This is a genomic window from Streptomyces sp. enrichment culture (assembly GCF_964272855.1).
GTDB lineage: Bacteria > Actinomycetota > Actinomycetes > Streptomycetales > Streptomycetaceae > Streptomyces.
In genome coordinates, this window is sequence record NZ_OZ186847.1 from 3,827,865 (window position 1) to 3,853,173 (window position 25,309).

General features: G+C 73.5%; 26 protein-coding genes and 1 pseudogene. 12 read left to right on the plus strand and 15 right to left on the minus strand.

Annotated features, from left to right (window positions below; translation table 11 throughout):
- Positions 1–14 precede the first annotated feature (14 nt).
- On the plus strand, positions 15–665 hold the full coding sequence (locus ACSU6L_RS16425) for an SCO3374 family protein (protein WP_437057557.1): 651 nt from the start codon (positions 15–17) through the stop codon (positions 663–665).
- Here ACSU6L_RS16425 and ACSU6L_RS16430 read toward each other — a convergent pair.
- The 10 genes from ACSU6L_RS16430 to ACSU6L_RS16475 all read right to left on the minus strand — a co-directional run bounded on the left by ACSU6L_RS16430 (position 644) and on the right by ACSU6L_RS16475 (position 9,318).
- Positions 644–979 (minus strand): histone-like nucleoid-structuring protein Lsr2, encoded by a 336-nt coding sequence (locus tag ACSU6L_RS16430; protein ID WP_073943321.1) that lies wholly within the window; start codon positions 977–979, stop codon positions 644–646. The two genes, ACSU6L_RS16425 and ACSU6L_RS16430, sit on opposite strands and share 22 nt — an antisense overlap.
- A gap of 223 nt (positions 980–1,202) precedes the next feature.
- A complete protein-coding gene (locus tag ACSU6L_RS16435) occupies positions 1,203–1,763 on the minus strand; it encodes an amino-acid N-acetyltransferase (protein ID WP_437064919.1) in 561 nt (186 codons plus the stop codon).
- Positions 1,760–2,200: a BlaI/MecI/CopY family transcriptional regulator gene (locus ACSU6L_RS16440; protein WP_365513750.1), complete on the minus strand. Its 441-nt coding sequence runs from the start codon at positions 2,198–2,200 to the stop codon at positions 1,760–1,762. The genes ACSU6L_RS16435 and ACSU6L_RS16440 overlap by 4 nt, the downstream gene beginning before the upstream one ends.
- Before the next feature lie 139 nt (positions 2,201–2,339).
- Entirely contained in the window at positions 2,340–2,525 is a 186-nt protein-coding gene (locus tag ACSU6L_RS16445; protein WP_437057559.1) for a hypothetical protein, read from the minus strand.
- A 46-nt stretch (positions 2,526–2,571) separates the two neighbouring features.
- Complete coding sequence (locus ACSU6L_RS16450) at positions 2,572–3,207, minus strand: hypothetical protein (RefSeq protein WP_437064921.1); 636 nt, start codon at positions 3,205–3,207, stop codon at positions 2,572–2,574.
- Positions 3,208–3,850: 643 nt separating this feature from the next.
- Entirely contained in the window at positions 3,851–4,648 is a 798-nt protein-coding gene (locus ACSU6L_RS16455; RefSeq protein ID WP_073943316.1) for a type III pantothenate kinase, read from the minus strand.
- Positions 4,649–4,665: 17 nt separating this feature from the next.
- A complete protein-coding gene (gene nadC / locus ACSU6L_RS16460) occupies positions 4,666–5,646 on the minus strand; it encodes a carboxylating nicotinate-nucleotide diphosphorylase (protein ID WP_437057561.1) in 981 nt (326 codons plus the stop codon).
- 5 nt (positions 5,647–5,651) lie between these two features.
- Entirely contained in the window at positions 5,652–7,382 is a 1,731-nt protein-coding gene (locus tag ACSU6L_RS16465; RefSeq protein ID WP_437057563.1) for an L-aspartate oxidase, read from the minus strand.
- Positions 7,379–8,299, minus strand: coding sequence for a pantoate--beta-alanine ligase (panC, locus tag ACSU6L_RS16470; protein ID WP_437064922.1), 921 nt, complete (start codon positions 8,297–8,299; stop codon positions 7,379–7,381). Before panC ends, ACSU6L_RS16465 begins: the two co-directional genes overlap by 4 nt.
- 86 nt (positions 8,300–8,385) lie before the next feature.
- A complete protein-coding gene (locus ACSU6L_RS16475) occupies positions 8,386–9,318 on the minus strand; it encodes a Rossmann-like and DUF2520 domain-containing protein (protein ID WP_073943313.1) in 933 nt (310 codons plus the stop codon).
- Positions 9,319–9,594: 276 nt separating this feature from the next.
- Between ACSU6L_RS16475 and ACSU6L_RS16480 the strand changes: the two genes are divergently transcribed.
- Entirely contained in the window at positions 9,595–10,827 is a 1,233-nt protein-coding gene (locus ACSU6L_RS16480) for a threonine aldolase family protein (protein WP_437057566.1), read from the plus strand.
- A gap of 14 nt (positions 10,828–10,841) precedes the next feature.
- Here ACSU6L_RS16480 and ACSU6L_RS16485 read toward each other — a convergent pair whose 3' ends face one another.
- Positions 10,842–11,051 carry a hypothetical protein gene (locus tag ACSU6L_RS16485; protein ID WP_437057568.1) on the minus strand — a complete coding sequence of 70 codons (210 nt, stop codon included), beginning with the start codon at positions 11,049–11,051 and terminating at the stop codon, positions 10,842–10,844.
- A 162-nt stretch (positions 11,052–11,213) separates the two neighbouring features.
- Between ACSU6L_RS16485 and ACSU6L_RS16490 the strand changes: the two are divergent.
- Positions 11,214–12,316, plus strand: a pseudogene (locus ACSU6L_RS16490) (DUF5937 family protein).
- Between the two features lie 54 nt (positions 12,317–12,370).
- Here ACSU6L_RS16490 and ACSU6L_RS16495 read toward each other — a convergent pair.
- Together ACSU6L_RS16495 and ACSU6L_RS16500 are read right to left on the minus strand one after the other, a co-directional pair.
- On the minus strand, positions 12,371–13,042 hold the full coding sequence (locus ACSU6L_RS16495) for a response regulator (RefSeq protein ID WP_437057570.1): 672 nt from the start codon (positions 13,040–13,042) through the stop codon (positions 12,371–12,373).
- Between the two features lie 72 nt (positions 13,043–13,114).
- Positions 13,115–14,317, minus strand: coding sequence for a sensor histidine kinase (locus tag ACSU6L_RS16500; protein WP_437057572.1), 1,203 nt, complete (start codon positions 14,315–14,317; stop codon positions 13,115–13,117).
- A gap of 199 nt (positions 14,318–14,516) precedes the next feature.
- Between ACSU6L_RS16500 and ACSU6L_RS16505 the strand changes: the two genes are divergently transcribed.
- Positions 14,517–15,530 carry an SAM-dependent methyltransferase gene (locus ACSU6L_RS16505; RefSeq protein WP_437064923.1) on the plus strand — a complete coding sequence of 338 codons (1,014 nt, stop codon included), beginning with the start codon at positions 14,517–14,519 and terminating at the stop codon, positions 15,528–15,530.
- 29 nt (positions 15,531–15,559) lie between these two features.
- Here ACSU6L_RS16505 and ACSU6L_RS16510 read toward each other — a convergent pair whose 3' ends face one another.
- A complete protein-coding gene (locus tag ACSU6L_RS16510) occupies positions 15,560–16,711 on the minus strand; it encodes an NADH-quinone oxidoreductase subunit D (protein ID WP_437057573.1) in 1,152 nt (383 codons plus the stop codon).
- A gap of 31 nt (positions 16,712–16,742) precedes the next feature.
- On the opposite strand from ACSU6L_RS16510, the gene ACSU6L_RS16515 reads away from it, so the two are divergent.
- Positions 16,743–17,246 (plus strand): PH domain-containing protein, encoded by a 504-nt coding sequence (locus tag ACSU6L_RS16515; protein ID WP_437057575.1) that lies wholly within the window; start codon positions 16,743–16,745, stop codon positions 17,244–17,246.
- Positions 17,243–18,577 carry a PH domain-containing protein gene (locus ACSU6L_RS16520; protein ID WP_437057577.1) on the plus strand — a complete coding sequence of 445 codons (1,335 nt, stop codon included), beginning with the start codon at positions 17,243–17,245 and terminating at the stop codon, positions 18,575–18,577. The genes ACSU6L_RS16515 and ACSU6L_RS16520 overlap by 4 nt, the downstream gene beginning before the upstream one ends.
- Before the next feature lie 57 nt (positions 18,578–18,634).
- Here ACSU6L_RS16520 and ACSU6L_RS16525 read toward each other — a convergent pair whose 3' ends face one another.
- Entirely contained in the window at positions 18,635–19,909 is a 1,275-nt protein-coding gene (locus ACSU6L_RS16525) for a hypothetical protein (RefSeq protein WP_437057579.1), read from the minus strand.
- Positions 19,910–20,249: 340 nt separating this feature from the next.
- Between ACSU6L_RS16525 and ACSU6L_RS16530 the strand changes: the two genes are divergently transcribed.
- The 6 genes from ACSU6L_RS16530 (at position 20,250) to ACSU6L_RS16555 (ending at position 25,308) form a co-directional block, all read left to right on the plus strand.
- Positions 20,250–22,061, plus strand: a complete 1,812-nt coding sequence (locus ACSU6L_RS16530) for a phosphatidylglycerol lysyltransferase domain-containing protein (protein WP_437057581.1) — start codon at positions 20,250–20,252, stop codon at positions 22,059–22,061.
- 67 nt (positions 22,062–22,128) lie between these two features.
- On the plus strand, positions 22,129–22,989 hold the full coding sequence (gene folP, locus ACSU6L_RS16535; RefSeq protein WP_437057583.1) for a dihydropteroate synthase: 861 nt from the start codon (positions 22,129–22,131) through the stop codon (positions 22,987–22,989).
- Positions 22,986–23,489 carry a nuclear transport factor 2 family protein gene (locus tag ACSU6L_RS16540; protein WP_437057585.1) on the plus strand — a complete coding sequence of 168 codons (504 nt, stop codon included), beginning with the start codon at positions 22,986–22,988 and terminating at the stop codon, positions 23,487–23,489. The genes folP and ACSU6L_RS16540 overlap by 4 nt, the downstream gene beginning before the upstream one ends.
- Before the next feature lie 292 nt (positions 23,490–23,781).
- Positions 23,782–24,141 (plus strand): dihydroneopterin aldolase, encoded by a 360-nt coding sequence (folB, locus tag ACSU6L_RS16545; protein WP_437057587.1) that lies wholly within the window; start codon positions 23,782–23,784, stop codon positions 24,139–24,141.
- Entirely contained in the window at positions 24,138–24,749 is a 612-nt protein-coding gene (gene folK / locus ACSU6L_RS16550; RefSeq protein WP_437057589.1) for a 2-amino-4-hydroxy-6-hydroxymethyldihydropteridine diphosphokinase, read from the plus strand. The genes folB and folK overlap by 4 nt, the downstream gene beginning before the upstream one ends.
- A 70-nt stretch (positions 24,750–24,819) precedes the next feature.
- Positions 24,820–25,308 carry a DUF3180 domain-containing protein gene (locus ACSU6L_RS16555; protein ID WP_437057591.1) on the plus strand — a complete coding sequence of 163 codons (489 nt, stop codon included), beginning with the start codon at positions 24,820–24,822 and terminating at the stop codon, positions 25,306–25,308.
- Position 25,309 lies beyond the last annotated feature (1 nt).

A 25,309-nucleotide genomic window follows, 5' to 3' on the forward strand; every position in this document is an offset into this window, starting at 1 on the left:
CGGTTGCGCTGGGCATGGTCGGCGCTCCCCCACAGCTCCCTCCCCCCGTCGCCCTGCCGGTCCCCCGTCGGCCGCCCGTCCCGAGCGATCGGCTCCGGGCCTGGTACGAGAACGACCTGGGGTGGCCCACAGTGCCCGGCAGGCCGCTTCGGCTGGTCGTGGGCCCGCGCTTCGACGTCCTGGACGTCCCCGCCGCCGCAGGGCGCGCCGCGCTGCGGCATCTCGCCCCCGCCTCTCCGGTGGCCGCCCAGGGGGACCGGATGCGGATCCTGATGGCCCCGGGCAGCGCGCAGGAGCTGCCGGGGCTGCTCGACTGGCTGGAGTGGGGCTCGCTGGAGCTGGACCTCACGGTCCTCGGCGAGGGGGCGCTGACTGATGCGCCGGACATGGGCGCGGAGTGGTCACCCGGTGGTCCGCCGGTGACCGCGCGGTGGGGGGAGGGTGGGCCGCCGGTCACCGCCGGCGGCGTCGGCTCTGTGCAGGGGGCCGCCGTGTGGGTGCGGCCCCCCGGGCCGGTGCGCGAGGTCGAGGCCTCGCTGCCGACACTGTCGGCGCTGGGGGGCGGTGGGGGCGCCCCCGATCTCGTACGGGTCGTGGACACGGTGGCGACCCAGTGCCACCGGATCCGGCTGCACGCGTGCGCTCAGCCGTTGACCTTCTCGTAGGCCTCGCGAATGGTCGCCGGAACACGGCCGCGGTCGTTGACCTCGTAACCGTTCTCCTTCGCCCAGGCACGGATCGCGGCGGTGTCCTGGCTGCCGCCGGAAGCGGCCCGCGCCTTTCCACGCCCGCCCGAAGCACGGCCCCCGGTACGACGACCGCCCTTCACATAGGGCTCGAGAAGGCCGCGAAGCTTGTCCGCATTGGCAGTCGTCAGATCGATCTCGTACGTCTTACCGTCCAGTGCGAACGTCACCGTCTCGTCCGCCTCGCCGCCGTCGAGGTCGTCGACAAGAAGGACCTGAACCTTCTGTGCCACCGGATTTCCTTTCATCGATAACGTGAGGACCTGGGGTCCGCGGCGTCCCGCCGTTTCGCCGCCCCCTGTTATATGCAGTACTGCAGTACGTCGGAAAGCAAACCGCTTTTGCTGGAAAAACACAAACCCCTGGGAGAGACCTACAGCCCGCCTCCGGCCCGGAAACGTACGCGTTTCGGACATAGGGCACCCGGGCAGGGTCACCGCGGCGGAATAACGTCGATCACAGATGCAGAAGCATCCGGCTGTTGCCCAAGGTGTTCGGTTTCACTCGTTCGAGACCCAGGAACTCAGCGACGCCCTCGTCATAGGAGCGCATCAGCTCCGCGTAGACATCGGTGTCGACCGGTGTCTCGCCGATCTCCACGAAGCCGTGCCTGCCGAAGAAGTCCACTTCGAAGGTGAGGCAGAAAACCCGGCGAACGCCGAGCCAGCGCGCGGTCTGCAGCAACTTCTCCAGCAACTGGTGACCGACGCCGGCGCCCTTCAGGCCGGGCTTCACCGCGAGAGTGCGGACTTCCGCGAGGTCTTCCCACATCACGTGCAGTGCGCCACAGCCGACCACCTCGGCGTTGTCGTCACGTTCCGCGACCCAGAACTCCTGGATGTCCTCGTAAAGGGTCACCATCGCTTTGTCGAGCAGGATGCCGTGCCGGACGTACGCGTCAAGGAGTCGGCGGACGGCGGGGACATCGCTGGTCCGGGCCCGTCGGACGGTGAGGGCTTTAGCGGTGACTTCGGGGTTCTCGGCGGATGGCTCTCTGCTGACATGTGCGGACGCTATCGCCCGCCGCGCTCCGGCGCCGAGCCGGGGTTGTCGGGTGCGGCGTCCGGTTCTTCTCGCCGCCGCTCCGGTTCCGGTTCGGGTGTTTCCGGGCCCTGCACGATCCGTACGGCGTCCCGCAGGGCATGTCGCTGTTCCTCGCTCATCATGCCGAAGAAGGCGACGAGTGCGGCGGCGGGGTTGTCGCTCTGCGACCAGGCGTCGTTCATCAGGGCGGCGGCGTAGGCGGCGCGGGTGGAGACCGCCTCATATCGATAGGCGCGGCCTTCCGCCTCACGGCGGACCCAGCCCTTCTGATGGAGATTGTCCAAAACGGTCATCACCGTGGTGTAGGCGATGGACCGTTCCTGCTGAAGGTCTTCCAGGACTTCTCGAACGGTCACCGGGCGGTTCCACTTCCACACCCGCGTCATGACCGCGTCTTCGAGTTCTCCCAATGGGCGAGGCACAGCTTGAACAATAGTGGGAGATCCCGGCATTGGCGTGCCGGACTGGCCCTTTCCCTGCAAACAGGAGCAAAAAGGACGCCCGCGCGTGTGCGCGGGCGAATGATGAAGCAGCGGGGCGAGCGGCGGCTCAGGCCTCCGCGGAGGGCGACGTGGAAGGCTGGCGGGCGGCCTCCGCGCGGGCGAGCGCCGCGTCGACGGCCGCGTCCTCCTTGGCCTTGTTGGCCCCGCCCTGGGTCTTCACGATCACCCTGATCACGCTGATGAAGAACACGGCCATGACCACCGGGGGCAGAAGCGCGGAGACGTAGTCCATGGCTCCAGGGTAATCGTGGGGGAACGCGGACCCGGGGCGGGGGGCCTCAGCCGACGGCCAGCTGCTGCGGGGGGTTCGCGGGGTCCTGTGGCGGCTTGCGGCGGGGGAAGACCTCGCCCGGGGTCGGGATCGGGCGGCGGGACGGGGGCTGCGGGGCGGACGGCGAGGGCGCCGGCCCGGCGGGCTTCTCCGCGGGCTTCCGCTCCGGCTGCCCTGCGGGCCGCTCGTCGGCGCCGCGGCCGCCGGGAATGGCGAGGAGGCGGGTGCGGGACACCGGGACGAGGGGGTTGGCCCGCGCGGCCTCGGGGGCGCGGCCGGCGAGGCCGGCGCGGACGTCCTGCTCGGCGAGGGCCTGGCAGCGGTCGAGGAGGGCCGCTGCCGCCGGGTTGCCGCGCAGGGCGCGCAGCGCCGCGAGGTCGTCCGGGGTGGGTCGGTGGCCGGCACTCAAGGCCTCCTCCAGCAGCGGGAGGTAGCCGGCCGCGGTCCCGGGGAGGGCGGCGCGGTAGCGGGCGAGGTCGGCCACGAGGAAGGCCCGCAGGCGGGCACCCTCGCGCATCGCCTCGTCGAGCGAGTCGGCCAGGCGAAGACAGTCCTGGACGTCCTCGGTGCGGGCCTGGCCGGGGTGAAGGGCGAGGGCGAGGGCGCGGCGGAGCACACGCAGCTCCTCCACGCCGAACGCCATGCCGCCGCGGGATCCGTATGGCGTGGGCATGCGGCGACGATACGCGCTAATCGGACAAACTTCGCATAGCGAATGGGTGTGGCGTGGGGGGAGCCACCCGTATGCGCGTGCGTCGCGGGGCGGGGGCGCGGCCGGGGCTGGGCTCGGCTGGGCTGGGCTGGGCTGGCCAGCGTCACGGGGCCGACCGCGGCGGGTCCGTTCGCGGTGACGATCGTACTGGTGGCGGGCGGGGCGTCCGGGGTGCACGGCGGCGGACGTAGGCGCCTGGGGCGGGCGTGCCTGCGCCGACCTGCTGCGGGCGGGGCGTGCTGGCTGCACTGCGCGGGCGTGTGCGGCTGCGCCGGGGCGGATGCGGGAGTCGCGCCCCGCCGCACCGCGGCCGACGCACCCGCCTGTGGCGGGGCTGCGGTCAGGCCCTCCCGGCGCCCCGGAGCCGACGCGGCTGCGGGCTGGTGCCGCCCCCGCGCGCGGCGCTGTGCGTCGCGGTCGGCGAGGCAGGCGGTCGCGCCCAGCACACCAGGCCCACGCACCCGCCTGCGTCGGCCCCGGCTCCGGGCAGCCACACCGTGGCGCACCCCAGCCGACGCGCACACCCGCATCAGGCCCGCTCCGGGCAACCGCGCCCAGCCCGAGCCGGGCCGTGCTACATGCGCGCCACGTTCCGCTCGTAGACCAGGCGGAGCCCGATCAGTGTCAGCCACGGCTCGTGCTCGTCGATCACCGATGACTCGCCCAGGACCATCGGTGCGAGGCCGCCCGTCGCGATGACCGTGACGTCGTCGGGGTCGTCGGCGAGCTCGCGGGCCATGCGGTTGACGACGCCGTCGACCTGGCCGGCGAAGCCGTAGACGATGCCCGCCTGCATCGCCTCGACCGTGTTCTTGCCGATGACGCTGCGCGGCCGGGCCACCTCGATCTTGCGCAGCTGGGCGCCCTTGACGCCGAGCGCCTCGACGGAGATCTCGATGCCGGGGGCGATGACGCCGCCGACGTACTCGCCCCGCGCGGACACCGCGTCGAACGTCGTCGCCGTACCGAAGTCCACGACGATCGCGGGGCCTCCGTAGAGCTCGACCGCGGCGACCGCGTTGATGATGCGGTCCGCGCCGACCTCCTTGGGGTTGTCGGTGAGGATCGGCACACCCGTCTTGACGCCGGGTTCGACGAGGACGGCGGGGACGTCGCCGTAGTAGCGGCGGGTCACCTCGCGCAGCTCGTGCAGGACGGACGGCACGGTCGCGCAGATCGCGATGCCGTCGATGCCGTCGCCCAGTTCCTCCCCGAGGAGCGGGTGCATGCCCATCAGGCCCTGGAGCAGCACCGCCATCTCGTCGGCGGTGCGGCGGGCGTCGGTGGAGATGCGCCAGTGTTCGACGATGTCCTCACCGTCGAACAGTCCGAGCACGGTGTGCGTGTTGCCTACGTCGATCGTCAGCAGCATGGCCGGCCCCCGTCCCCCTACTCCGCCGCTCGCAGGTCCAGGCCGATGTCCAGGATCCGCGAGGAGTGGGTCAGGGCCCCCACGGCGAGGTAGTCGACACCCGTGTCCGCGTACGCCTTGGCGTTCTCGAGGGTGAGCCGGCCGGAGGCCTCCAGCGCCGCGCGGCCGTGCACGAGGGCCACCGCCTCCGCGCACTCGCCCGGCGTGAAGTTGTCCAGCAGGATCAGGTCGGCGCCCGCGTCGACGACCTCGCGCAGCTGGTGCAGCGTGTCGACCTCGACCTCGATGGGCACGTCGGGGAAGCGCTCGCGGACCGCCTGGAAGGCCGGGGCGACGCCGCCCGCGGCGACCACGTGGTTGTCCTTGACGAGGGCCGCGTCGGAGAGCGACATGCGGTGGTTGACGCCGCCGCCGCAGCGGACCGCGAACTTCTCCAGCGAGCGCAGACCGGGGGTCGTCTTACGGGTGTCACGCACGCGTGCCTTCGTACCCTCCAGAACGTCCGCCCACGCGCGCGTGGCGGTGGCGATGCCGGAGAGACGGCACAGCAGGTTCAGGGCGCTGCGCTCGGCGGTGAGGAGGTCGCGGGTGCGGGTGGTGACGGAGAGGAGCTTCTGGCCCGCCTCCACGCGGTCGCCGTCCTCGACGTGGCGGTCCACCTCGAACTCGTCCTCGCAGACGATCGACACGACCGCCTCGGCGATCCGCAGGCCGGCCACCACGCCCGCCTCGCGGGCGACGAAGTCGGCGGTGGCCACGGCGTCCTCGGGGATGGTCGCGACCGTCGTCACGTCCACGCCGCCCGCCAGGTCCTCCTGGATGGCGACGTTGGCGATGTCCTCGACCTCCACGGGGTCGAGGCCGGCCTCGGCCAGCAGCTGGGCGAGCGCGGGGTCGAGGCCGCACTCCAGGTAGGCGTCGCCGTCGGTGTCCGCGCCGCAGGCGCAGCCGTCGCCGCAGCCGCCGTTGCCGGCAAGGGGAAGGTCGGGGGTGCTCACTGCTCTCACTGCTCCTGGGGACGGTACGCCGGCGGGTTCGGCCGGGTCGGGGGAAAGTGTGGGGTGTCCGTGGTGCGCACGGCGAGCGTGCGGTCCGGATTCAGCCGTACGACGATGTGGCGGCGCCACGCGGTGTCGTCGCGGTCGGCGTGGTCCTCGCGCCAGTGGCAGCCGCGGGTCTCGTCGCGCAGCCGGGCGGCGGCGACCAGGACGCGGGCCACGCACAGCAGGTTGGTGGCCTCCCAGGTGTCGACGCCGGGCTCGGCGGTCTTGCCGTTCTCGGTGAGCGCGTCCCGGGCCTCGGCGTGCAGCTGCTGGAGCCTGTCGGCGGCCTGGGTGAGGGAGTCGGCGGAGCGCAGTACGCCGGCGCCCTCGGTCATGATCCGCTGGATGGTGAAGCGGGCCTCGGGGGCGAGCAGCGGGTGGGCGGGCACCTCCGGGTAGGGCACCGGTTCGGGCACACGCGCGTGGAGGCCGCTCTCGGCGTGGGCCGCCGCGATGTCGGCGGCGATGCGCTCGGCGTAGACCAGGCCTTCGAGGAGGCTGTTGGAGGCGAGCCGGTTGGCGCCGTGCACGCCCGTGCAGGCGACCTCGCCGCACGCGTACAGGCCGGGGACGGTGGTCCGGCCGTGGGAGTCGGTGCGAATGCCGCCGGAGGCGTAGTGGGCGGCCGGGGCGACCGGGATGGGCTCCTGGACGGGGTCGATGCCGTTGGCGCGGCAGGCGGCGAGGATCGTCGGGAAGCGCTGCTCCCACATCTCGGCGCCGAAGTGCCGGGCGTCGAGGAACATGTGCTCGGCGTCCTGCTCCTGCATCCGCCGCGTGATGCCCTTGGCGACGATGTCGCGGGGCGCGAGTTCGCCCAGCTCGTGCTGGCCGGCCATGAAGCGCACGCCGTCGGCGTCGACCAGGTGGGCGCCCTCGCCGCGGACCGCCTCGGAGACCAGCGGCTGCTGGCCCTCCGCGTCGGGGCCGAGGAACAGCACGGTCGGGTGGAACTGGACGAACTCCAGGTCGCTCACCTCGGCGCCCGCGCGGAGCGCGAGGGCCACGCCGTCGCCGGTGGAGACCGAGGGGTTGGTGGTGGCGGAGAAGACCTGGCCCATGCCGCCGGTGGCGAGCACCACCGCGGGGGCGTGCACGGCGCCCACGCCGTCGTGCTGGCCCTCCCCCATCACGTGCAGGGTCACGCCCGCGGTACGGCCGTCGGCGTCCGACAGCAGGTCCAGTACGAGTGCGTTCTCGATGGTGCGCACGCCCCGCGCGCGGACCGCCTCCACCAGCGCGCGGGAGATCTCCGCGCCGGTCGCGTCACCGCCCGCGTGGGCGATGCGGCGGCGGTGGTGGCCGCCCTCACGGGTGAGCGCGAGGCCCCCTTCGACGGACTCGTCGAACTGGGCGCCGGTCTCGATGAGCCGGCGTACGGCGTCGGGTCCCTCGGTGACGAGGATCCGTACCGCCTCCTCGTCGCACAGGCCCGCGCCCGCCACCAGGGTGTCGTCGAGGTGCTGCTCCGGGGTGTCGCCCTCGCCGAGGGCCGCGGCGATGCCGCCCTGGGCCCAGCGGGTGGAGCCGTCGTCGAGGCGGGCCTTGGTGACGACGACCGTGTTCAGGCCGGCGGCCTCGCAGCGCAGGGCAGCGGTCAGGCCGGCGACGCCGGAGCCGACGACCACCACGTCCGCGTCGATGGACCAGCCCGGAGCGGGCGCGTGCAGTCGTATGCCTGTGCTGGTCACGAGGCGGCTCCGAAGGTGAGGGTGACGTTGTCGATCAGCCGGGTCGCGCCGACCCGGGCCGCGACGGCGAGGACGGCCTCGCCGGTGAAGTCGTCCGGGACCTCCGTGAAGTCGGAGGGGTCGACCAGCGCGAGGTAGTCCAGGGCGAGCGGCGGGTCGAGGCGGGCGGCCTCGTCGAGGACGAGCCGGGCCGCCGCGCGGACCTCCGCCGGGCCGCCGGGGGCGGCCTTGGCGACGGCGTGCGCGTCGGCGGCCGCGCGGGACTCCCCTATGGCGCTCAGCGCCTCGGCGCGCGCCCGCGTGGAGGGCACTTCCCGGGCACGTGCGCGCAGTGCCTCCAGTGCCACGTGCCGGTCCTGTGCCGCGAACAGGGCGCGGGACAGCGCGAGGGCGGTGCGCCGCTCCTGGGGGGCGAGGTAGCGGTTGCGGCTGGACAGGGCCAGGCCGTCCTCCTCGCGGACGGTCGGCACGCCGACGATCTCCACGCCGAAGTTCAGGTCCCGCACCATGCGCCGGATCAGGGCGAGCTGCTGGGCGTCCTTCTGCCCGAAGAACGCGACATCGGGGCGGGTGAGGTGGAGCAGCTTGGCGACGACGGTGAGCATGCCGTCGAAGTGGCCGGGGCGGGAGGCGCCCTCCAGGCGCTCTCCCATGGCTCCCGCGTGGAGGGTGATCTCGGGCTTGCCCGCCGGGTAGACCTCGTCGACGGACGGGGCGAACACGATGTCCGCGCCGGCCTGCTCGGCGGTCTTCAGGTCGGCTTCCAGGGTGCGCGGATAGCGGTCCAGGTCCTCGCCGGCGCCGAACTGGAGGGGGTTCACGAAGACGGTGACGACCACGTAGCCGTCGCGGCCCACGCGCTCCCGCGCGGCCCGGATCAGCGTGGCGTGCCCCTCGTGCAGCGCGCCCATGGTCATCACGACGGCGGTGCGGCCGGGCACCGAGAAGTGGTCCAGGGCGTAGCCGAGGTCGTCCAGGGTGGGGACGAGTTCGAAGTCGCGGCTCATTGGTCTTCCCCGTTCTCGGGCAGGGCCGCGCCGTCGGCGAGCACACCCAGCAGGTCTTCGGCGAGTTCCGGCTTCAGCAGGCCGTGGGCGAGGGCCCGGTCGGCGGTGGCGCGGGCCATCGCCAGGTAGCCGGCGACGGTCTGCGGGGCGTGGGCGCGCAGCTCGGCCACGTGCGCGGCGACGGTGCCCGCGTCCCCGCGCGCGACGGGGCCGGTCAGGGCGGCGTCGCCGGAGCGCAGGGCGTTGTCGAGGGCGGCGCCGAGCAGCGGGCCGAGCATCCGGTCGGGGGCCTCTACGCCGGCCGTGCGCAGCAGTTCCATGGACTGGGCGACGAGGGTGACCAGGTGGTTGGCGCCGAGGGCGAGGGCCGCGTGGTAGAGCGGCCGGTTCCGCTCGGCGATCCACTCGGGTTCGCCGCCCATCTCGATGACGAGGGCCTCCGCCGCGAGGCGCAGTTCGTCGGGGGCGGTGACGCCGAAGGAGCAGCCGGCGAGCCGCTGGACGTCCACGGGGGTGCCGGTGAAGGTCATCGCCGGATGCAGGGCCAGCGGGAGGGCGCCCGCGCGGAGGGCGGGGTCCAGGACCTTCGCGCCGTAGCGTCCGGAGGTGTGCACGAGGAGCTGGCCCGGCCGGACGGCGCCGGTCTCGGCGAGGCCGGTCACCAGGCCGGGCAGGGTGTCGTCGGGGACGGTCAGCAGCACCAGGTCGGAGCGCTCCAGCACCTCGGCGGGCGGCACCACCGGTACGTCGGGCAGCAGCGTCGCGGCCCGGCGCCGGGAGGCGTCGGAGACCGCGGAGACGGCCACCGGGCGGTGCCCGGCGAGCTGGAGGGACGCGGCGAGCGCGGGTCCCACGCGGCCGGCGCCGACGACGCCGACGGTGAGCCGCGCGGGGCGGTCCCTGGGATCTGGCTGTTGGCTTGTACTCACGCGACGGCGGCCTTCCCGTTCCAGTCCGCTCTGGGTACCGGACGATTTCTCGTCATGTTAACGCGATCGGTTCGAGGGGCGTCCGGTTGCCCACAGGCTGTGGGTTTCCGTCCGGGGTTCGGACGGGGGCCGGGGGCCCGGCGGACCAGAGGCTCCCCGACCGGTTCCGAGGGTCTCGCAGTGTCTCCGGGGGTCCCCGCGGACTCGGGGTTCCCAGACGGCGCGTGAGGGAAAAGCGTGTGCCCGCGCGGGGCGCCGCGCGCGATCATCGCGTCCATGAGCGACACGGCCGACCGAGGCACACCGGACACCCTGACGGACGAGGACATCCTGACGGACGAAGAGCAGCGCAAGCGGCGCCGGGAGCGGCGCCTCGGCGCGAGCCGGAGCGCCCGGCGCATACTCGCGCGCCCGAGCTATCTGCTCACCCTCCGCGAGCGCCTCGCGCTGCTGGACACCGCGGCAGAGGTGTACGACCTGGACGAGCCGGTCGACCTCTACGGCAACGGCGTGGTCGAGGCCTTGGAGGAGAAGGTCGCCGGACTGCTCGGCACCGAGGCCGCCGCGTTCTTCCCGACCGGCACGATGGCGCAGCAGGTGGCGCTGCGCTGCTGGGCGGGCCGCACCGGGAACACGGCCGTCGCCCTGCATCCGCTCGCCCACCCCGAAGTGCATGAACGCCACGCGTTCAGCCAGGTCGGCGGGTTGCGACCGGTCCATGTGACCGGCGAGCCGCGACTGCCGAGCGCCGACGAGGTGCGCGGGCTCGCGGAACCGTTCGGCGCGCTGATGGTGGAACTGCCCCTCAGGGACGCCGGTTTCGTGCTGCCCTCGTGGGAGGAGCTGACCGAGACCGTGGCGGCGGCGCGCGAACGCGAGGCGGTGGTGCACTTCGACGGCGCGCGCCTGTGGGAGTCCACCGTCCACTTCGGCCGCCCCCTGGAGGAGATCGCGGGCCTCGCGGACAGCGTGTACGTCTCGTTCTACAAGTCCCTCGACGGCTTCGGCGGTGCCGCGCTGGCCGGGCCTGCGACGCTGGTGGAGGAGGCGAAGACCTGGCGGCACCGGTACGGCGGCACGGTCTTCCAGCAGTTCCCCACCGTGCTGTCGGCACTCGTCGGCCTGGAGCGGGAACTGCCCCGGCTGCCCGCGTACGTGACCCACGCGCGCGTGGTGGCCGCCGCGCTGCGCGAGGGCCTCGCGGCGGCCGGGGTGCCGTGGTCGCGCGTCCACCCCGAGGTGCCGCACACCAACGAGTTCCAGGTCTGGCTGCCGTACGACGCCGATGTCGTCGCCGAGGCGGCGGTGCGCGCGGCCGAGGAGACCGGCACGGTCCTCTTCGCCAACGCCTGGGACCGGAAGGGCCCCGGCCTGGCCATGACGGAGGTCTACGTCCGCGCCACCGGCCTGGAGTGGACGGCGGCCGACGTGCGGTCCGCGGTCGCGGACTTCGCGGCACGGCTGGCCGAGGAGGCCGCCGGCGGGGCGGGCGCCCAGGCCCGGACCTGAACGGCAGGGCGGGACTAGAAGCGCGGCCGCAGCCGCAGCCACCTGCCGAGGACCCGCCGTGTCCGCCCGTGGACGGGGCGGCCCGCGAGGACGGCCCGGAACTCGCGGCGGTCGCGCCACTCGCGCACGACCTGCCAGTCGTGGGCGCCGGGCTGCGGCGGGAAGGTCTCGCCGAGGCGCTGGGCGCGGTAGGTGTCGAGGAAGTACTGCTGGGTGACGCTCATGACGGTTCGCCTCTTCGGGACGTCGGGACAGAGGGGATTCCGGAAGGCTCCGCGGCTGCCCCGGTGTGCTCAGCCTGCGCCCGGCGGGGCGGCGTGTCCCGCCGATTGGCAGCTCCCGTCAATCGACGGGGCGTTGTCGGTGGCCGGGTGCACCATGGGGGCATGAGCGTGAGCATCGACATCACCGGGCTGCCCCAGGAGCGGATCTCCTTCGTGCCGTCGCCGCTGGCCGACTCGGCATGGCCCTGCACGCGCTCGCCGAGCCCGGGCACCATCCGGGGCTCCAGGGCTGGGCGACGGCGGTCTCCTCGCAGCTCGATCCGGGCCTCGCGGACCGGCTGTGCGAGGCGGACTTCCTCTGGCGCACGACGTTCTCCGACGTCTTCGCGCCCTTCGCCGGTCTCCCCGGCACGCACACGCTTCCGGGCGGCACGCTCGCCGAGGAACTGGACCTGCTGGACAAGCTGACCGACCAGCAGTTCGTGCACGCGGCCCTGGAGTTCACCTGCCAGATCAGCTACGACACCGAGAGCGCCGGCCCGCTGCAGGACGAGACCGTGCGCCGGCGCGCACTGGACATGGCCGCCGCGCGGGGCTGTGTGCAGGAGCGGTTCACCCGGCGGCTGCTCGATGACCCGCCGGCCGTGCGCGCCTGGTTCCGCCAGCTGATGCTGGACTGCGACGAGGCCTTCTTCGCGGACGTCTGGGCCCGGGTCCAGCCGCAGCTGGCCGCCGACGCCCGGCACAAGACGGAGCTGCTGCGCCACAAGGGTCTCGGCGACGCCCTGGCCGCGGTGTCCTCGGCGGTGTCGCTGGACGAGGAGGCCGGGCTCGTCACGGTCGACAAGCTGATCGTGGGCCGCACCGCCACGGGGGACGGCGGCCTGGTCCTGGTCCCGACGAGCCTGGGCTGGCCGCATGTGATGGTGCTGCACCGGTACGGCTGGCAGCCCGCGATCACCTACCCGGTCAGCGGTTCCGCGCCGCAGGCCCCGTCCGTCGAACAGCTCACCCGCCGGCTGGACGCGCTGGCGCACCCGGTGCGGATGCGGCTGTGCCGTCATCTGGCCCGCGCCCCGCACACCACCAGCGAGCTGGCCGACGCGCACGGCATGTCGGCGCCCGAGATATCCCGGCACCTGAGCGTGCTGAAGAAGGCCGGTCTGATCACCACGCGCCGCCGCGGCCGTTACGCGCAGCACCAGCTGGACCTGTCGGCGGTGGCCCGCCTGGGCAGCGACTTCATCGAGGGCGTCCTGCGCTGACCGCGCGGGGAGCCCGTGCCGGGGCCGGCCCAGGCGAGCGAGTCCTGGGCTCCGTCAGCCGTGTCCGCCGGCCCGTACAAGTCCCGTCTCGTACGCCAGGACGACGACCTGCACCCGGTCCCGCAGCCCGAGCTTGGTCAGGATGCGTCCGACGTGCGTCTTCACGGTCGCCTCCGACAGCACCAGCCGGGCGGCGATCTCGCCGTTGGACAGGCCCTGCGCCACCAGCATCATGACCTCGCGCTCCCGGTCGGTCAGCCGCTCCAGCTCCTTGTGCTGGGGCTCCTTGCCGGCGCTGGGCAGCATCGGCGCGAACCGGTCCAGCAGCCGCCGGGTGGTCGAGGGCGCCACCACGGCGTCGCCGCTGTGCACCGAGCGGATCGCGGCGAGCAGCTCGCCGGGCGGCACGTCCTTGAGCATGAACCCGGAGGCGCCCGCCTTCAGCCCGGAGAAGGCGTACTCGTCGAGGTCGAAGGTGGTCAGGATCAGCACCTTCGGCGGGTCCGGCTCCGAGCAGATGCGCCGGGTGGCCTCCACGCCGTCGAGCTTGGGCATGCGGACGTCCATCAGCACGACGTCGACCGCGGTCGAGCGCACCGCCTGAAGGGCCTCGACGCCGTCCCCCGCCTCCGCGACGACCTCCATGTCCGGCTGGGCGGCGAGCACCATCCGGAACCCGGTGCGCAGCAGCACCTGGTCGTCGACGAGCATCACGCGGATCGTCATCGGGGCCTCTTCCGTGTCCATGGTCGTTGCGGGGGGGGTGTGACAGGTGTCAACAGGGGGCGTGCGCGGGCGTCAGTGCGCCGGTTTGAGCGGCAGCAGGGCGCTGATGCGGAATCCTCCGCCGGGGCGGGGCCCGGCGTCCAGGGTGCCGCCGACCATGCCGACCCGCTCGCGCATGCCGATCAGGCCGTGGCCCTGTCCGTCGGCGCCGCCCTCCTCGTACAGCTCGTGCGGGGCACCCTTGCCGTCGTCCTCCACCAGCAGGCCGAGGCCGTCGTCGAAGTAGACCAGACGCACACTGGCGCCCGCGTTCGGGCCGCCGTGCTTGCGGGTGTTGGTCAGCGCCTCCTGCACGATGCGGTAGGCGGTCAGCTCCACGCCGCTGGGCAGCGGGCGCGGGGTGCCCTCGACCTTGAAGTCGACCGGCAGCCCGGACACCCGGCACTGCTCGACCAGGTCCTCGATCTGCTCGACGTCGGGCTGCGGGACGTACTCCCCGCCCTCCTGGTGCTCGCCGGTGCGCAGCACGCCGAGCAGCCGGCGCATCTCGGCGAGCGCCTGCCGGCCGGTGGAGGAGATGGTCTCCAGGGCCTTCTTCGCCTGGTCGGGCGCGGCGTCGAGGACGTAGGCGGCGCCGTCGGCCTGCACCACCATCACCGACACGTTGTGCGCGACGACGTCGTGCAGCTCGCGGGCGATCCGGGCGCGCTCGGCGGCGACGGCGACCTTGGACTGTGCCTCGCGCTCCTTCTCCAGGCGGGCGGCGCGCTCCTCGAGCTGCGCGAAGTAGGCGCGGCGGGTGCGGATCGAGTCGCCGAGCACCCAGGCGAGCGCGAACGGCACGGTCGTGAAGACCGTGCCCACGATGTGTCCCGCCGTGCCGCCGTCGGGGGACGGCCAGCGCAGCTGCGCGAGCGGCGCCGCGACCAGCGCGGCGATCAGCGCGAACCGGGAGGCCCAGCGCGCCCCCGTCGCGGCCACCGTGAAGACGATCACCAGCATGGCGAAGTTCGCGGGTGTCGTGGCGACGTCCAGCACCAGCTGCGCCACGCCCACCGCGGCCGCCAGCAGCAGCATCTTCTCCGGCATCCGGCGACGCAGCGCGACCACCATGCTGAGCAGCACCACGACGGGCACCCACAGGACCGGCAGATCCGTGCCCCGGTTCTCCTGCTCGACCTGTCCGCCCACAAGGGAGATCCCGAGGAGGATCACGGCCCAGAAGCCGTCGACCCATGTCGGGTGCCTGCGGAGGAAGTCATAGAGGCGCTGCACGTAACCCAGCGTAGGGAAGCGTGATGCGTGCGGGGGTCAACCGGAGGATCGATACGGAGCGGGCCCGCGTACTCCCCAAGGTGGAGGAGCCGTTCTCCTGTGCGCCTAGCCTGGCGATGTGACGCACGATGTGACCGGTGACGAGCCCCGCGATACGACCGGCGACGAGCCCCGCTTTGTGACTGGCGATGCGACCGGCGTGACGGCCGGGGCGCCGGGTGACGGCCGGCAGGGGTGGCGGGCGACGGCCGAGGCGGCGCTGTACGGGCCGGGCGGCTTCTATCGCAGGCCCGAGGGCCCCGCCGGGCACTTCCGTACGTCCGTGCACGCGTCGCCGCTGTTCGCGCGGGCGGTGGCCGCGCTGCTGTGCCGGGTCGACGATGCGCTGGGCCGCCCGGCGGCGCTCGGTTTCGTGGACATGGCGGCGGGGCGCGGCGAACTCGTCACCGGTGTGCTGGCCGCGCTGCCCGCCGAGGTGGCCGCCCGCACGCGCGCGTACGCCGTCGAGATCGCCGACCGTCCGGACGGGCTCGATCACCGCATCGAGTGGCGGTCCGAGCCGCCCGCGGGGCTCACCGGGCTGCTGTTCGCCAACGAGTGGCTGGACAACGTGCCCGTGGAGGTCGTCGAGACCGACCGCGCGGGGGTGCCGCGGCGGGTGCTGGTGCGGGCGGACGGGACGGAACGGCTCGGGGAGCCGGTCGCGGGCGCGGAGGCGGCGTGGCTGGAGCGGTGGTGGCCGCTGCCGGGCGAGGAGGGGCTGCGGGCGGAGATCGGGCTCCCCAGGGACACTGCGTGGGCGTCGGCCGTCTCCTGTGTGGAGCGGGGGCTCGCGGTGGCCGTGGACTACGCGCACACGGCGGACACGCGCCCCCCGTTCGGGACGCTCACCGGCTTCCGGGAGGGACGGGAGACGGCGCCGGTGCCGGACGGGTCGTGCGACATCACGGCGCATGTGGCGCTGGACGCGTGCACGCTCCCCGGGGGGCGCGTACTGCGACAACGCGACGCCTTGCACGCCCTGGGGGTCGCAGGCGCACGCCCCCCGCTCACGCTCGCCTCCACGGACCCCGCGGCCTACGTGCGCGCCCTCACGAGCGCCGGCGAGGCGGCGGAGCTCACCGCGCCGGGCGGCCTCGGCGACTTCGGCTGGCTGGTGCAGCCGGTCGGGATCCCGGACCCACTGACCGGGACGGCGGCGGACGAGCGCTGACCGTCCACCGTCCCGCCCGTCCTGCGTGCCTACTTGTCGATGTCCCCGACCACGAAGAACATCGACCCCAGGATCGCCACCATGTCCGCCACCAGCGTGCCCGGCAGCAGCTCGGTGAGCGCCTGGATGTTGTTGTACGAGGCCGAGCGCAGCTTCAGCCGGTACGGCGTCTTCTCGCCCTTGCTGACGAGGTAGTAGCCGTTGATGCCGAGCGGGTTCTCGGTCCACGCGTAGGTGTGCCCCTCGGGCGCCTTCAGCACCTTGGGCAGGCGCTGGTTGATCGGCCCGGGCGGCAGCTCGGCGAGCCGGTCGAGACAGGCGTCGGCGAGGTCGAGCGCGTTGTGGGTCTGCTCCAGCAGGCACTCGAAGCGGGCGAGGCAGTCGCCCTCCCGCCGGGTGACGACCTTGAGGGTGTCCTGGAGCTCGCCGTAGGCCAGGTACGGCTCGTCGCGGCGCAGGTCGAAGTCGACGCCCGAGGCGCGCGCGATGGGGCCGCTCACGCCGTAGGCGTGCACGGCCTCGGGGGTGAGCGCGCCCACGCCCCGCGTGCGCCCCCGGAAGATCTCGTTGCCGAGCACCAGGTCGTCGTAGACGTCCATGCGTGAGCGCACCGCGGCGACGGCGGCACGCGCGCGTGCGGTCCAGCCGGCCGGCAGGTCCTCCTTGAGGCCGCCGACGCGGTTGAACATGTAGTGCATACGCCCGCCGGACACCTCCTCCATGACGTTCTGGAGGACCTCGCGCTCCCGGAACGCGTAGAAGACCGGCGTGATGCCGCCCAGCTCCAGGGGGTAGGAGCCGAGGAACATCAGGTGGTTGAGCACCCGGTTCAGCTCGGCGAGCAGCGTGCGCGTCCACACCGCGCGCGCAGGCACCTCCATGCCGAGCATCCGCTCGACGGCCAGGACCACGCCCAGCTCGTTGGAGAACGCCGACAGCCAGTCGTGGCGGTTGGCGAGCATGATGATCTGGCGGTAGTCGCGCGCCTCGAACAGCTTCTCCGCGCCCCGGTGCATGTAGCCGATCACCGGCTCCGCGCTCGTGATGCGCTCGCCGTCCAGGAGCAGCCGCAGTCGCAGCACACCGTGCGTGGACGGGTGCTGAGGCCCGATGTTGAGCACCATGTCGGTGCTCTCCGCGGCGCCGCCGATCCCGACCGTGGTCTCCGTCGTAGGAGTCATGGCCCCAGTCTCCCCTACGTACGCTGGCCTCATGGAAACGGGGAGCCCACGGGGCACGGAGGTGACGGGGGCCGAGCCGGTGTGGACCGGTCTGCCTCCGGGGCTGCTGCGGATGCGGCGCCTGTTGCTGGTGGTGTGGCTGGGAGTGCTGGCGCTGGGCGGCGGACTGACGCTCTGGCTGCTGGTGGGGCCCGCGTGGGCGGCGTTCGCGCTGCTGCCGCTGGCCCTGATGGCGTGGGGCTGGGACCTGGCCGCCCGCAACTGGCGCTCCTGGCGGTACGCCGAGCGCGCCGACGACCTGCTGATCAGCCGGGGCGTGCTGTGGCGTGAGGAGACGGTCGTGCCGTACGGGCGCATGCAGCTCGTGGAGGTCACCTCCGGCCCGCTGGAGCGGCACTTCGGGCTGGCCAGCGTGCAACTGCACACTGCGGCCGCCGCCACCGACGCGACCATCCCCGGCCTGGACCCGGCCGAGGCGGAACGGCTGCGCGACCGGCTCACCGAGCTGGGCGAGGCCCGATCGGCGGGGCTGTGAGCACGCCGGACACCGACGACGCCGTACGCCGCGACCAGACCGTGAGCGAGCGGCGGCTGCACCCCGTGACGCCGTTGCGGCGGGCGTGGGCGCCGGTCGCCGTGCTGCTCGGCTGGGCGGCGCACGACCCGGACCAGGCGCAGCGCCAGCTGGCCCGGCTGACCACGACCACGCTGCTGATCGCGCTCGCCGTGCTCATCCCGGCCGCCGCCCTGTACGGCTTCCTCACCTGGTGGTTCACGCACTTCGCGGTCACCGAGACGGAGCTGCGCATACGCACCGGCCTGATTTTCCGGCGCACCGCGCACATCCGGCTGGAGCGCGTCCAGGCCGTCGACGTCACCCAGCCGCTCCTCGCGCGCGTGGCGGGCGTCGCGAAGCTCAAACTCGACGTCGTCGGGACCGGCAAGAAGGACGAACTCGCCTTCCTGGGCCAGAGCGAGGCGCGTGCCCTGCGCGCCGAGCTGCTCGCGCGGGCGGCCGGTTTCGCGCCCCAGACGGCGCACGAGGTCGGCGAGGCGCCGGCGCGTCAGCTGCTGCGCGTGCCGCCCGGCGTCCTCGCGCTCTCCCTGGTGCTGACGGGCGCCACCTGGGGCTCGCTGGCCGCCGCGCTTGTCGTTCCGCCGGTCCTGTGGTTCGCCACCCACAACCTGTGGACGGTCCTCGCGACCGCGCTGCCGCTGCTCGGCGCGGCGGGCGCGACCAGCGTGGGGCGGTTCGTCGCCGACTACGACTGGACGGTCGCCGAGTCCCCGGACGGACTGCGGGTCGACCGCGGACTGCTCGACCGCGTCCACGAGACGGTGCCGCCGGGGCGCGTGCAGACCGTGCGGATCGTGGAACCGCTGCTGTGGCGGCGGCGCGGCTGGGTCCGGGTGGAGCTGGACGTGGCCGGGTCGTCGAACTCCGCGCTGCTGCCGGTGGCCCCGCGCGAGGTCGCCGAGTCCCTGGTCGAACGCGTGCTCCCCGGGGTGACCGTTCCGCGCGGGCCGGAGCTGTCGGGCTCCCCGCGCCGCGCGGGCCGCTGCCTGCCGCTGTGGTGGCGGGGCTACGGCTTCACGGTCACCGACGCCGTCTTCGCCGCCCGGCGCGGACTGCTGGGCCGCAGCCTCGCGCTCGTCCCGCACGCGAAGGTGCAGAGCGTACGGCTCACCCAAGGGCCCTGGGAGCGCGTGTGGGGCCTCGCGGACGTGCGGGTGGACACCGGCGCCGGGCACACCGTCACAGCGCGCCTGAGGGACGCCGAGGAGGCGACACGACTCCTGCAGGAGCAGGCGGAGAGGTCACGGACGGGCCGGAAGGACGCGCGGCCCGACCGGTGGATGGCGTAACGCCCTCCGGGGCCGGCCCTCCGTCGGCGCCCGAACGCCCCTCCGGCGGCGGTGACCTCAGGAGGCCGCGCTGCGCAGCCCCTGCAGGTCGATCTGCTCCGTCTCGTCGTGCGCCGTGAGGTCGATGACGTGACCGACGGCGGGCTCGGCGGCGGCGGCAGCGGCCGGCTCGGAACCGTCCTCGGACGCGTCCCCGGCCTCGGTCCTGTGCTCGTCCAGCGCCTCGCGGCCGACGACGTCGGCCAGGTCCTCGTTCTGCACGGCCTCCAGAGCGGCGGAGCCGGCGGCCTTGTCCTTGGTGCCGAAGAAGTCGAACCCGCCCTCGATCGCGGGCCGCCGCGCGGGAGCGGCCGGTACGACGGCGACCGCGGTCGGCACGGTGAAGTGCCCCGCGGGCTGCTGCCCGGCGGGCGGTTCGGCGGCCGGGTCCGTGGAGGCGGCGGCCGCGTGCTCCTGCCCGGCGGCCGCCTCGGGCTTCCCCTGTGCCTCGTCCTCCGGCGCGGCCTCCGTCTCGGTGGGGCGCGCGGCGTCCGGCGCCGCGGCCTGCCGCGGCACGGAGGCACCGGACCGGTCGGAAGCCGTCGCCGGGTCGGTCTTGGTACCGGAATCAGAAGCCGAGTCAGCCTTGGCCGCGTCCTTGGCCGTGTCCTCAGCAACACCCTTGGCCGCGTCCTTGGCCGTGTCCTCAGCAACACCCTTGGGCGCGTCCTTGGCCTTGTCCTCGGCCGCCACGTCGGCATCGGCGTCGAGCCGGGCCAGTGCCGCGCCGGCCCGCGCGAACAGCCGGGAGCCCTCCGGGGAGAAGAGCGCGGGCACGCCCGGCTTCTCCTCGGCGGCCTCCGCCGCCTGCTCCGCCGTCTCCGCCCGCTCCGGCTCCGACTCGCGCACCGGCACCGGCGGCAGCGCCCGCGCGGGCACCGCGGCCTCCAGTTCCAGCAGCCGTCGGTTTTCGAGGGCGCTCGCCCGCTCGGTCTCGGCCGTGGCGTACCGACGCAGCAGGGCGGCGTGCTCGTTGCGCAGACCGGCCAGTTCGGTGCGCTTGGCGCGCAGCCGCTGCTCCAGCTTGCGGCGCAGCTCGCGCGACTCGTCGAGATCGGCCTCCAGTTCGGCGACCCGCTCCTCGAAGCGCCACTCGTCGCTCGCCCGCGCGCGCGTGAGGTCGGCGACGCGTTTGCCCGCCTGGGTGTCCCAGCGCCGCATGACGACCGCGCCGACCGCCGCCGTCACCGCGGCGGCCGCGGCAAGCCCTCGCAGCACCATCGGTTCCGTGAACACCCAGGGGCCGAGGGCGCAGACGAAGGAGACGCCTGCGATCGCCGAGGGAGGAAGCATCCTGTGCAAAGGAGGGGAATGGCGGTGACGTCCACGTGGCATGGCCAGAAACTTACCGCGCGTAGGCGAATCGTGGTGCCCTGGGCCGCAAAAAGAAAGCCAAGCGGAAGGGTTCACATCGCATCAGGAAACCCGGCGGGGAGTGAATGCCCCCGTCTCCGAATTCCACAAGATCATTTCCGCCCCGGAGTCCTTTGAACGCGCTTGCCGTAAGGAGTGAACCTCCCTCCCCAAGACACCGTCCTAGAGGGCGCAATGTCGCCGGATGCCCGAATCGGCACCGGAGTCGAGGTCTCGCGCGGAACTACGGGATGCGATGTCTGTCAGGGAAGATGGGGAAGTGCCGGGCCGGGTTCCGGGCCGGCCGAAGCGCACGCGGCGACTCCCGCGCGGGCCGCGACCGGAGTCCGTACCGGCCCTCGTCGCCAGGGCCTGCGCCCTCGTGGGGCTCCTGGACATCGCCGCGGGTGTGTTCCCGCGCTTCAGGCACAGCCGTATGCACGCCCTCGCCGAAGTGCTGCCCGGCGCGCTCGGGCCGTTCGCGGCCGCGCTCTCGCTCAGCGCGGGCGTGCTGTTGCTGCTGCTCGCCCACGGCCTCAGGCGGCACAAGCGGCGCGCCTGGCGGGCCGCCGTCGGGCTGCTGCCGGTCGGCGCGGTCGCCCAGTTCACCTACCGGCACTCCCTGCTGGGCGTGGTCATCTCGCTCGCCCTGCTGACGTTCCTGCTGCGGCACCGCGACCAGTTCGCGGCCCTGCCCGACCCGCGCAGCCGGTGGCGCGCCCTCGCCAACTTCGTCCTCATGGGCGCCGGTTCGCTCGCCCTCGGACTGGTCGTCGTCAGCGCCCACCCCGGCCGTATCGTCGGCGACCCGAGCCTGGCCGACCGCATCGCCCACGTCCTGTACGGCCTGTTCGGCCTGGAGGGCCCCGTCGGCTACCGCGGCAGCACCTCCTGGACGGTCGCCTTCTCCCTGGGCGCCCTGGGTCTGCTCACCGCCGTAACCACCGTCTATCTCGCCCTGCGGCCCGAACACCCCGCCGCGCGGCTGACCGAGGAGGACGAGACCCGGCTGCGGGCCCTGCTGGAGAAGCACGGCGGCCGCGACTCGCTCGGCCACTTCGCGCTGCGCCGCGACAAGGCCGTCGTCTTCTCGCCCAGCGGGAAGGCCGCGGTCACCTACCGCGTGGTGTCCGGCGTGATGCTCGCCAGCGGTGACCCGATCGGCGACGTCGAGGCCTGGCCCGGCGCCATCGAGCGCTTCATGGACGAGGCCCGCGCCCACTCCTGGACCCCCGCCGTCATGGGCTGCTCCGAGACGGGCGGTGAGGTGTGGACCCGCGAGACCGGCCTCGACGCCCTCGAACTGGGTGACGAGGCGGTGGTGGACGTCGCGGATTTCTCCCTCGCCGGCCGCGCGATGCGCAACGTGCGCCAGATGGTCAAGCGCATCGAGCGCGCCGGTTACCAGACCCGGGTACGACATGTCCGTGACCTCGGCGAGGCCGAGCTGGAGCGGATCCGCCGCGCCGCCGACGACTGGCGCGGCACCGACAGCGAGCGCGGCTTCTCCATGGCACTGGGCCGCATCGGCGACAGCGCCGACGGCGACTGCCTGATCGCCACCGCGCACAAGGCCGACGCCGAGCCGGGCGCGTACGGCGACCTGATGGCCGTCCTGCACTTCGTGCCCTGGGGCACCGACGGGGTCTCCCTGGACCTGATGCGCCGCGACCGCGCGGCGGACCCCGGCATGAACGAACTGCTGATCGTCGCCGCCCTCCAGGCCGCGCCGAAATTCGGCATCACGCGCGTGTCCCTCAACTTCGCCATGTTCCGTGCCGCGTTGGCGCGCGGCGAGAAGATCGGCGCGGGGCCGGTGCTGCGCGCCTGGCGCGGGCTGCTGGTGTTTCTGTCCCGCTGGTTCCAGATCGAGTCGCTGTACAAGTTCAACGCGAAGTTCCGACCGCGCTGGGAGCCGCGTTTCGTCGTCTACCGCGCGCCCGCCGACCTGCCGCGCATCGGCTTCGCGGCCATGCAGGCCGAGGGCTTCCTGGACCCGGCCCGGCTGCTGCCGCGCCGGCTGCGCCACCGCCGGCCCGCGCCGCGCCCGTGCGCCCACGCCCTGCCGGAAAGGAACGTCCGCGCGGCGTGACGCCCCGGCCGGGCCCGGCCGTACTCCGCGTGGAGAGGCGCGAGCCGTCGGGGCCTACGCTGAACGTATGAGCAACCAGAGCGGACGCGGACACATCGCGGGCCTTCCGGAATGGGACCGCTGCGCGGTCATGGGCGTCGTCAACGTGACGCCCGACTCCTTCTCCGACGGCGGCCGCTGGTTCGACACCACCGCCGCGGTCAAGCACGGCCTGGAGATGGTCGCCCAGGGCGCCGACCTGGTCGACGTCGGCGGCGAGTCCACCCGCCCCGGCGCCACGCGGGTGGACGAGGAGGAGGAGCTGCGCCGCGTCATCCCCGTCGTCCGCGGCCTGGCCTCCGAGGGCGTCGTCATCTCCGTCGACACCATGCGCGCCTCGGTCGCCGAGCAGTCCCTCGCGGCCGGCGCCGCGCTCGTCAACGACGTCAGCGGCGGCCTCGCCGACCCGGCGATGATCCCGGTCGTGGCGGACGCCGGTGCGCCCTTCGTCGTCATGCACTGGCGCGGCTTCCTGGAGGGCGGCAACGTCCGGGGCGTCTACGACGACGTCGTCACCGAGGTCGTGGACGAGCTCCACGCGCGCGTGGAGGCCGTCATGGAGGGCGGGATCGCCGCCGACCGGATCGTCGTCGACCCGGGCCTCGGGTTCTCCAAGGACGCGGATCACGACCTGGCCCTGCTCGCCCACCTGCACCGGCTGCGCGACCTCGGCCACCCGCTGCTCGTCGCCGCCTCCCGCAAGCGGTTCCTCGGGCGGGTGCTCGCCGGCCCGGAGGCCGCCCCACCGCCCGCGCGGGAGCGCGACGCGGCGACGGCCGCCGTCTCGGCGCTCGCGGCGCACGCCGGCGCGTGGGCGGTGCGCGTGCACGAGGTGCGCGCGACGGCGGACGCGGTACGGGTCGCGCGCGCCGTGGAAGGAGCGCGGTGAGCGCCCCGCACACCGACGTCGAGCAGGTCGAGCTCGCCAACACCGCCTTCTACGAAGCACTGGAACGCGGCGACTTCGAAGCCGTCTCCGGGATCTGGCTCACCCCGTCCGACCTGGGCGTCGACGAGACCTACCACGACCCGGCGGACACCGGCGTGGTCTCCTGCGTGCACCCCGGCTGGCCGGTCCTCACCGGCCGCGGCGAGGTCCTGCGCTCGTACGCGCTGATCATGGCGAACACCGACTACATCCAGTTCTTCCTCACCGACGTGCACGTCTCCGTCACCGGCGACACCGCCCTGGTCACCTGCACCGAGAACATCCTCAGCGGCGGCCCCGCCCCGGCGGAGGGCGACGAGCTGGGCCCGCTCGTGGGGCAGCTCGTGGTCGCCACCAATGTGTACCGGCGCACGCCCGAGGGGTGGAAGCTCTGGTCGCACCACGCTTCCCCGGTCCTGACCGAAAGCGACGACGAAGAAGGCGACGACACCCCCGCCTGAGTGGGTAGGCGGTCCTGCGGAAGCCGGTGCCCACACCGGTTCGCGCACCGGAAGGGGCCCGAAGGAACCAAGGAGTGGTTGGAATCACGGACGCCCGGGCAGAGGCGGCCACCGGCCCGTGAGCCACCGGGTTCTCCAGGGGAAACGCCCGATAAAGACCTCCCGGCCCGGCCCGGACCCACGCCCCGCGGCCCGGTGCCGTCAGTGTCCGCAGGTAGATTCGTCCGAGGCCGGTGCGCCGTCCGCACACGGCACGAACCGGCCACAACCGACGATTGCAGGAGTGATTCGCGTGGATCGTGTCGCGCTGCGCGGCCTGAAGGCCCGTGGACACCACGGTGTGTTCCCCAAGGAGCGCGAGGAGGGCCAGACCTTCATCGTGGACCTCGTCCTGGGGCTGGACACCCGACCGGCCGCGGCCGACGACGACCTGGCGAAGACCGTGCACTACGGCATCGTGGCGGAAGAGGTCGTGGCGGTCGTCGAGGGCGAGCCGGTCGACCTCATCGAGACGCTCGCCGAGCGCATCGCCCAGACCTGTCTGAAGCACGAAGGGGTCCAGCAGGTGGAGGTCTGCGTCCACAAGCCGGACGCGCCGATCACGGTGCCCTTCGACGACGTGACCGTCACCATCACCCGGAGCCGAGCATGACCGCATCCTTCACGCAGGGTCCCACCGACCCGACCGTACAGCCGGTGCCCGCCTCCGTCGTCGAGAAGGTCGACGCCGCCGACACCACCCTGCACAACCCCAAACTCGCCGTGCTCTCCCTCGGCTCCAACCTCGGCAACCGCCTGGAGACCCTCCAGGGGGCCGTCGACGCCTTGGAGGACACCCCGGGCGTGCGGATCAAGGCGGTGTCGCCGGTGTACGAGACGGAGCCGTGGGGCGTCGAGCCCGGCAGCCAGCCGTCGTACTTCAACGCCGTCGTGGTGCTGAAGACGACCCTGCCGCCGTCCTCCCTGTTGGAGCGGGCGCACGCGGTCGAGGAGGCGTTCCACCGGGTGCGGGACGAGCGCTGGGGCGCACGCACCCTCGACGTCGACATCGTCTCGTACGCCGATGTCGTCTCCGACGACCCGCGGCTCACCCTCCCCCACCCGCGTGCCCACGAGCGTGCCTTCGTCCTCGCCCCGTGGCACGACGTGGACCCCGACGCCCAGCTGCCCGGCCGTGGCGCCGTCGCCGACCTGCTCGACACGCTCACCCGAGAGGGCGTCGCGGCCCGCGCCGACCTGGAACTCCGGCTGCCCGAGTAGTCGTTAAGGTCGAGACGACCGTCATCGGGAAGATCCGCCAGCCGGAGACCCGGGAAGCCGAAGGGACACCGTGAGAGAGCTGCGCATCAGGGTGCTGGCCGGCGTGTTCGCCGTCGCCGGGGTGCTGTCCTGGGCGGGCGCCCGCCTGTGGAGCTCGCTGGGCACCCTGCCGAGCGTCCCGCTGGCCGCCCCCATCGTGCTGGCGCTGATCGCCGCGGTCCTGCTGGCCACGGCGCTCTCGCTGCGCTCCCGGCTCAGGGCCCAGCGCGAGCGCCGCCCCGGCGCCAAGGGCGTCGACCCGCTGATGGCGGCCCGCGCGGTGGTCTTCGGCCAGGCCAGCGCCCTGGTGGCCGCCCTCGTCGCCGGTATGTACGGCGGCGCGGGCGTCTTCCTCCTGGAGTCCCTGGACATCCCGGCCCGCCGCGACCAGGCGATCTACGCCGGTTTCTCGGTCCTGGCCGGCATCGCCGTCATAGCGGCGGCGATCTTCCTGGAGCGGGTCTGCAAGCTCCCGGAGGACGACGAACAGGGCGGCCCAGGAACGGCCCCGGCGGCGTGAG

Excerpts from the sequence above, each read along its gene's own strand:
- ACSU6L_RS16425 (WP_437057557.1), top strand. The coding sequence starts at position 15 with ATGGTCGGCGCTCCCCCACAGCTCCCTCCCCCCGTCGCCCTGCCGGTC.
- ACSU6L_RS16445 (WP_437057559.1), bottom strand. The coding sequence starts at position 2,525 with ATGGACTACGTCTCCGCGCTTCTGCCCCCGGTGGTCATGGCCGTGTTC.
- ACSU6L_RS16450 (WP_437064921.1), bottom strand. The coding sequence starts at position 3,207 with ATGGCGTTCGGCGTGGAGGAGCTGCGTGTGCTCCGCCGCGCCCTCGCC.
- ACSU6L_RS16455 (WP_073943316.1), bottom strand. The coding sequence starts at position 4,648 with ATGCTGCTGACGATCGACGTAGGCAACACGCACACCGTGCTCGGACTG.
- panC (WP_437064922.1), bottom strand. The coding sequence starts at position 8,299 with ATGACCATGGGCGCGCTGCACGAGGGGCACGCCACGCTGATCCGGGCC.
- ACSU6L_RS16480 (WP_437057566.1), top strand. The coding sequence starts at position 9,595 with ATGAGCGACACGGCCGACCGAGGCACACCGGACACCCTGACGGACGAG.
- ACSU6L_RS16485 (WP_437057568.1), bottom strand. The coding sequence starts at position 11,051 with ATGAGCGTCACCCAGCAGTACTTCCTCGACACCTACCGCGCCCAGCGC.
- ACSU6L_RS16495 (WP_437057570.1), bottom strand. The coding sequence starts at position 13,042 with ATGACGATCCGCGTGATGCTCGTCGACGACCAGGTGCTGCTGCGCACC.
- ACSU6L_RS16510 (WP_437057573.1), bottom strand. The coding sequence starts at position 16,711 with ATGACTCCTACGACGGAGACCACGGTCGGGATCGGCGGCGCCGCGGAG.
- ACSU6L_RS16515 (WP_437057575.1), top strand. The coding sequence starts at position 16,743 with ATGGAAACGGGGAGCCCACGGGGCACGGAGGTGACGGGGGCCGAGCCG.
- ACSU6L_RS16525 (WP_437057579.1), bottom strand. The coding sequence starts at position 19,909 with ATGCTTCCTCCCTCGGCGATCGCAGGCGTCTCCTTCGTCTGCGCCCTC.
- folP (WP_437057583.1), top strand. The coding sequence starts at position 22,129 with ATGAGCAACCAGAGCGGACGCGGACACATCGCGGGCCTTCCGGAATGG.
- folK (WP_437057589.1), top strand. The coding sequence starts at position 24,138 with ATGACCGCATCCTTCACGCAGGGTCCCACCGACCCGACCGTACAGCCG.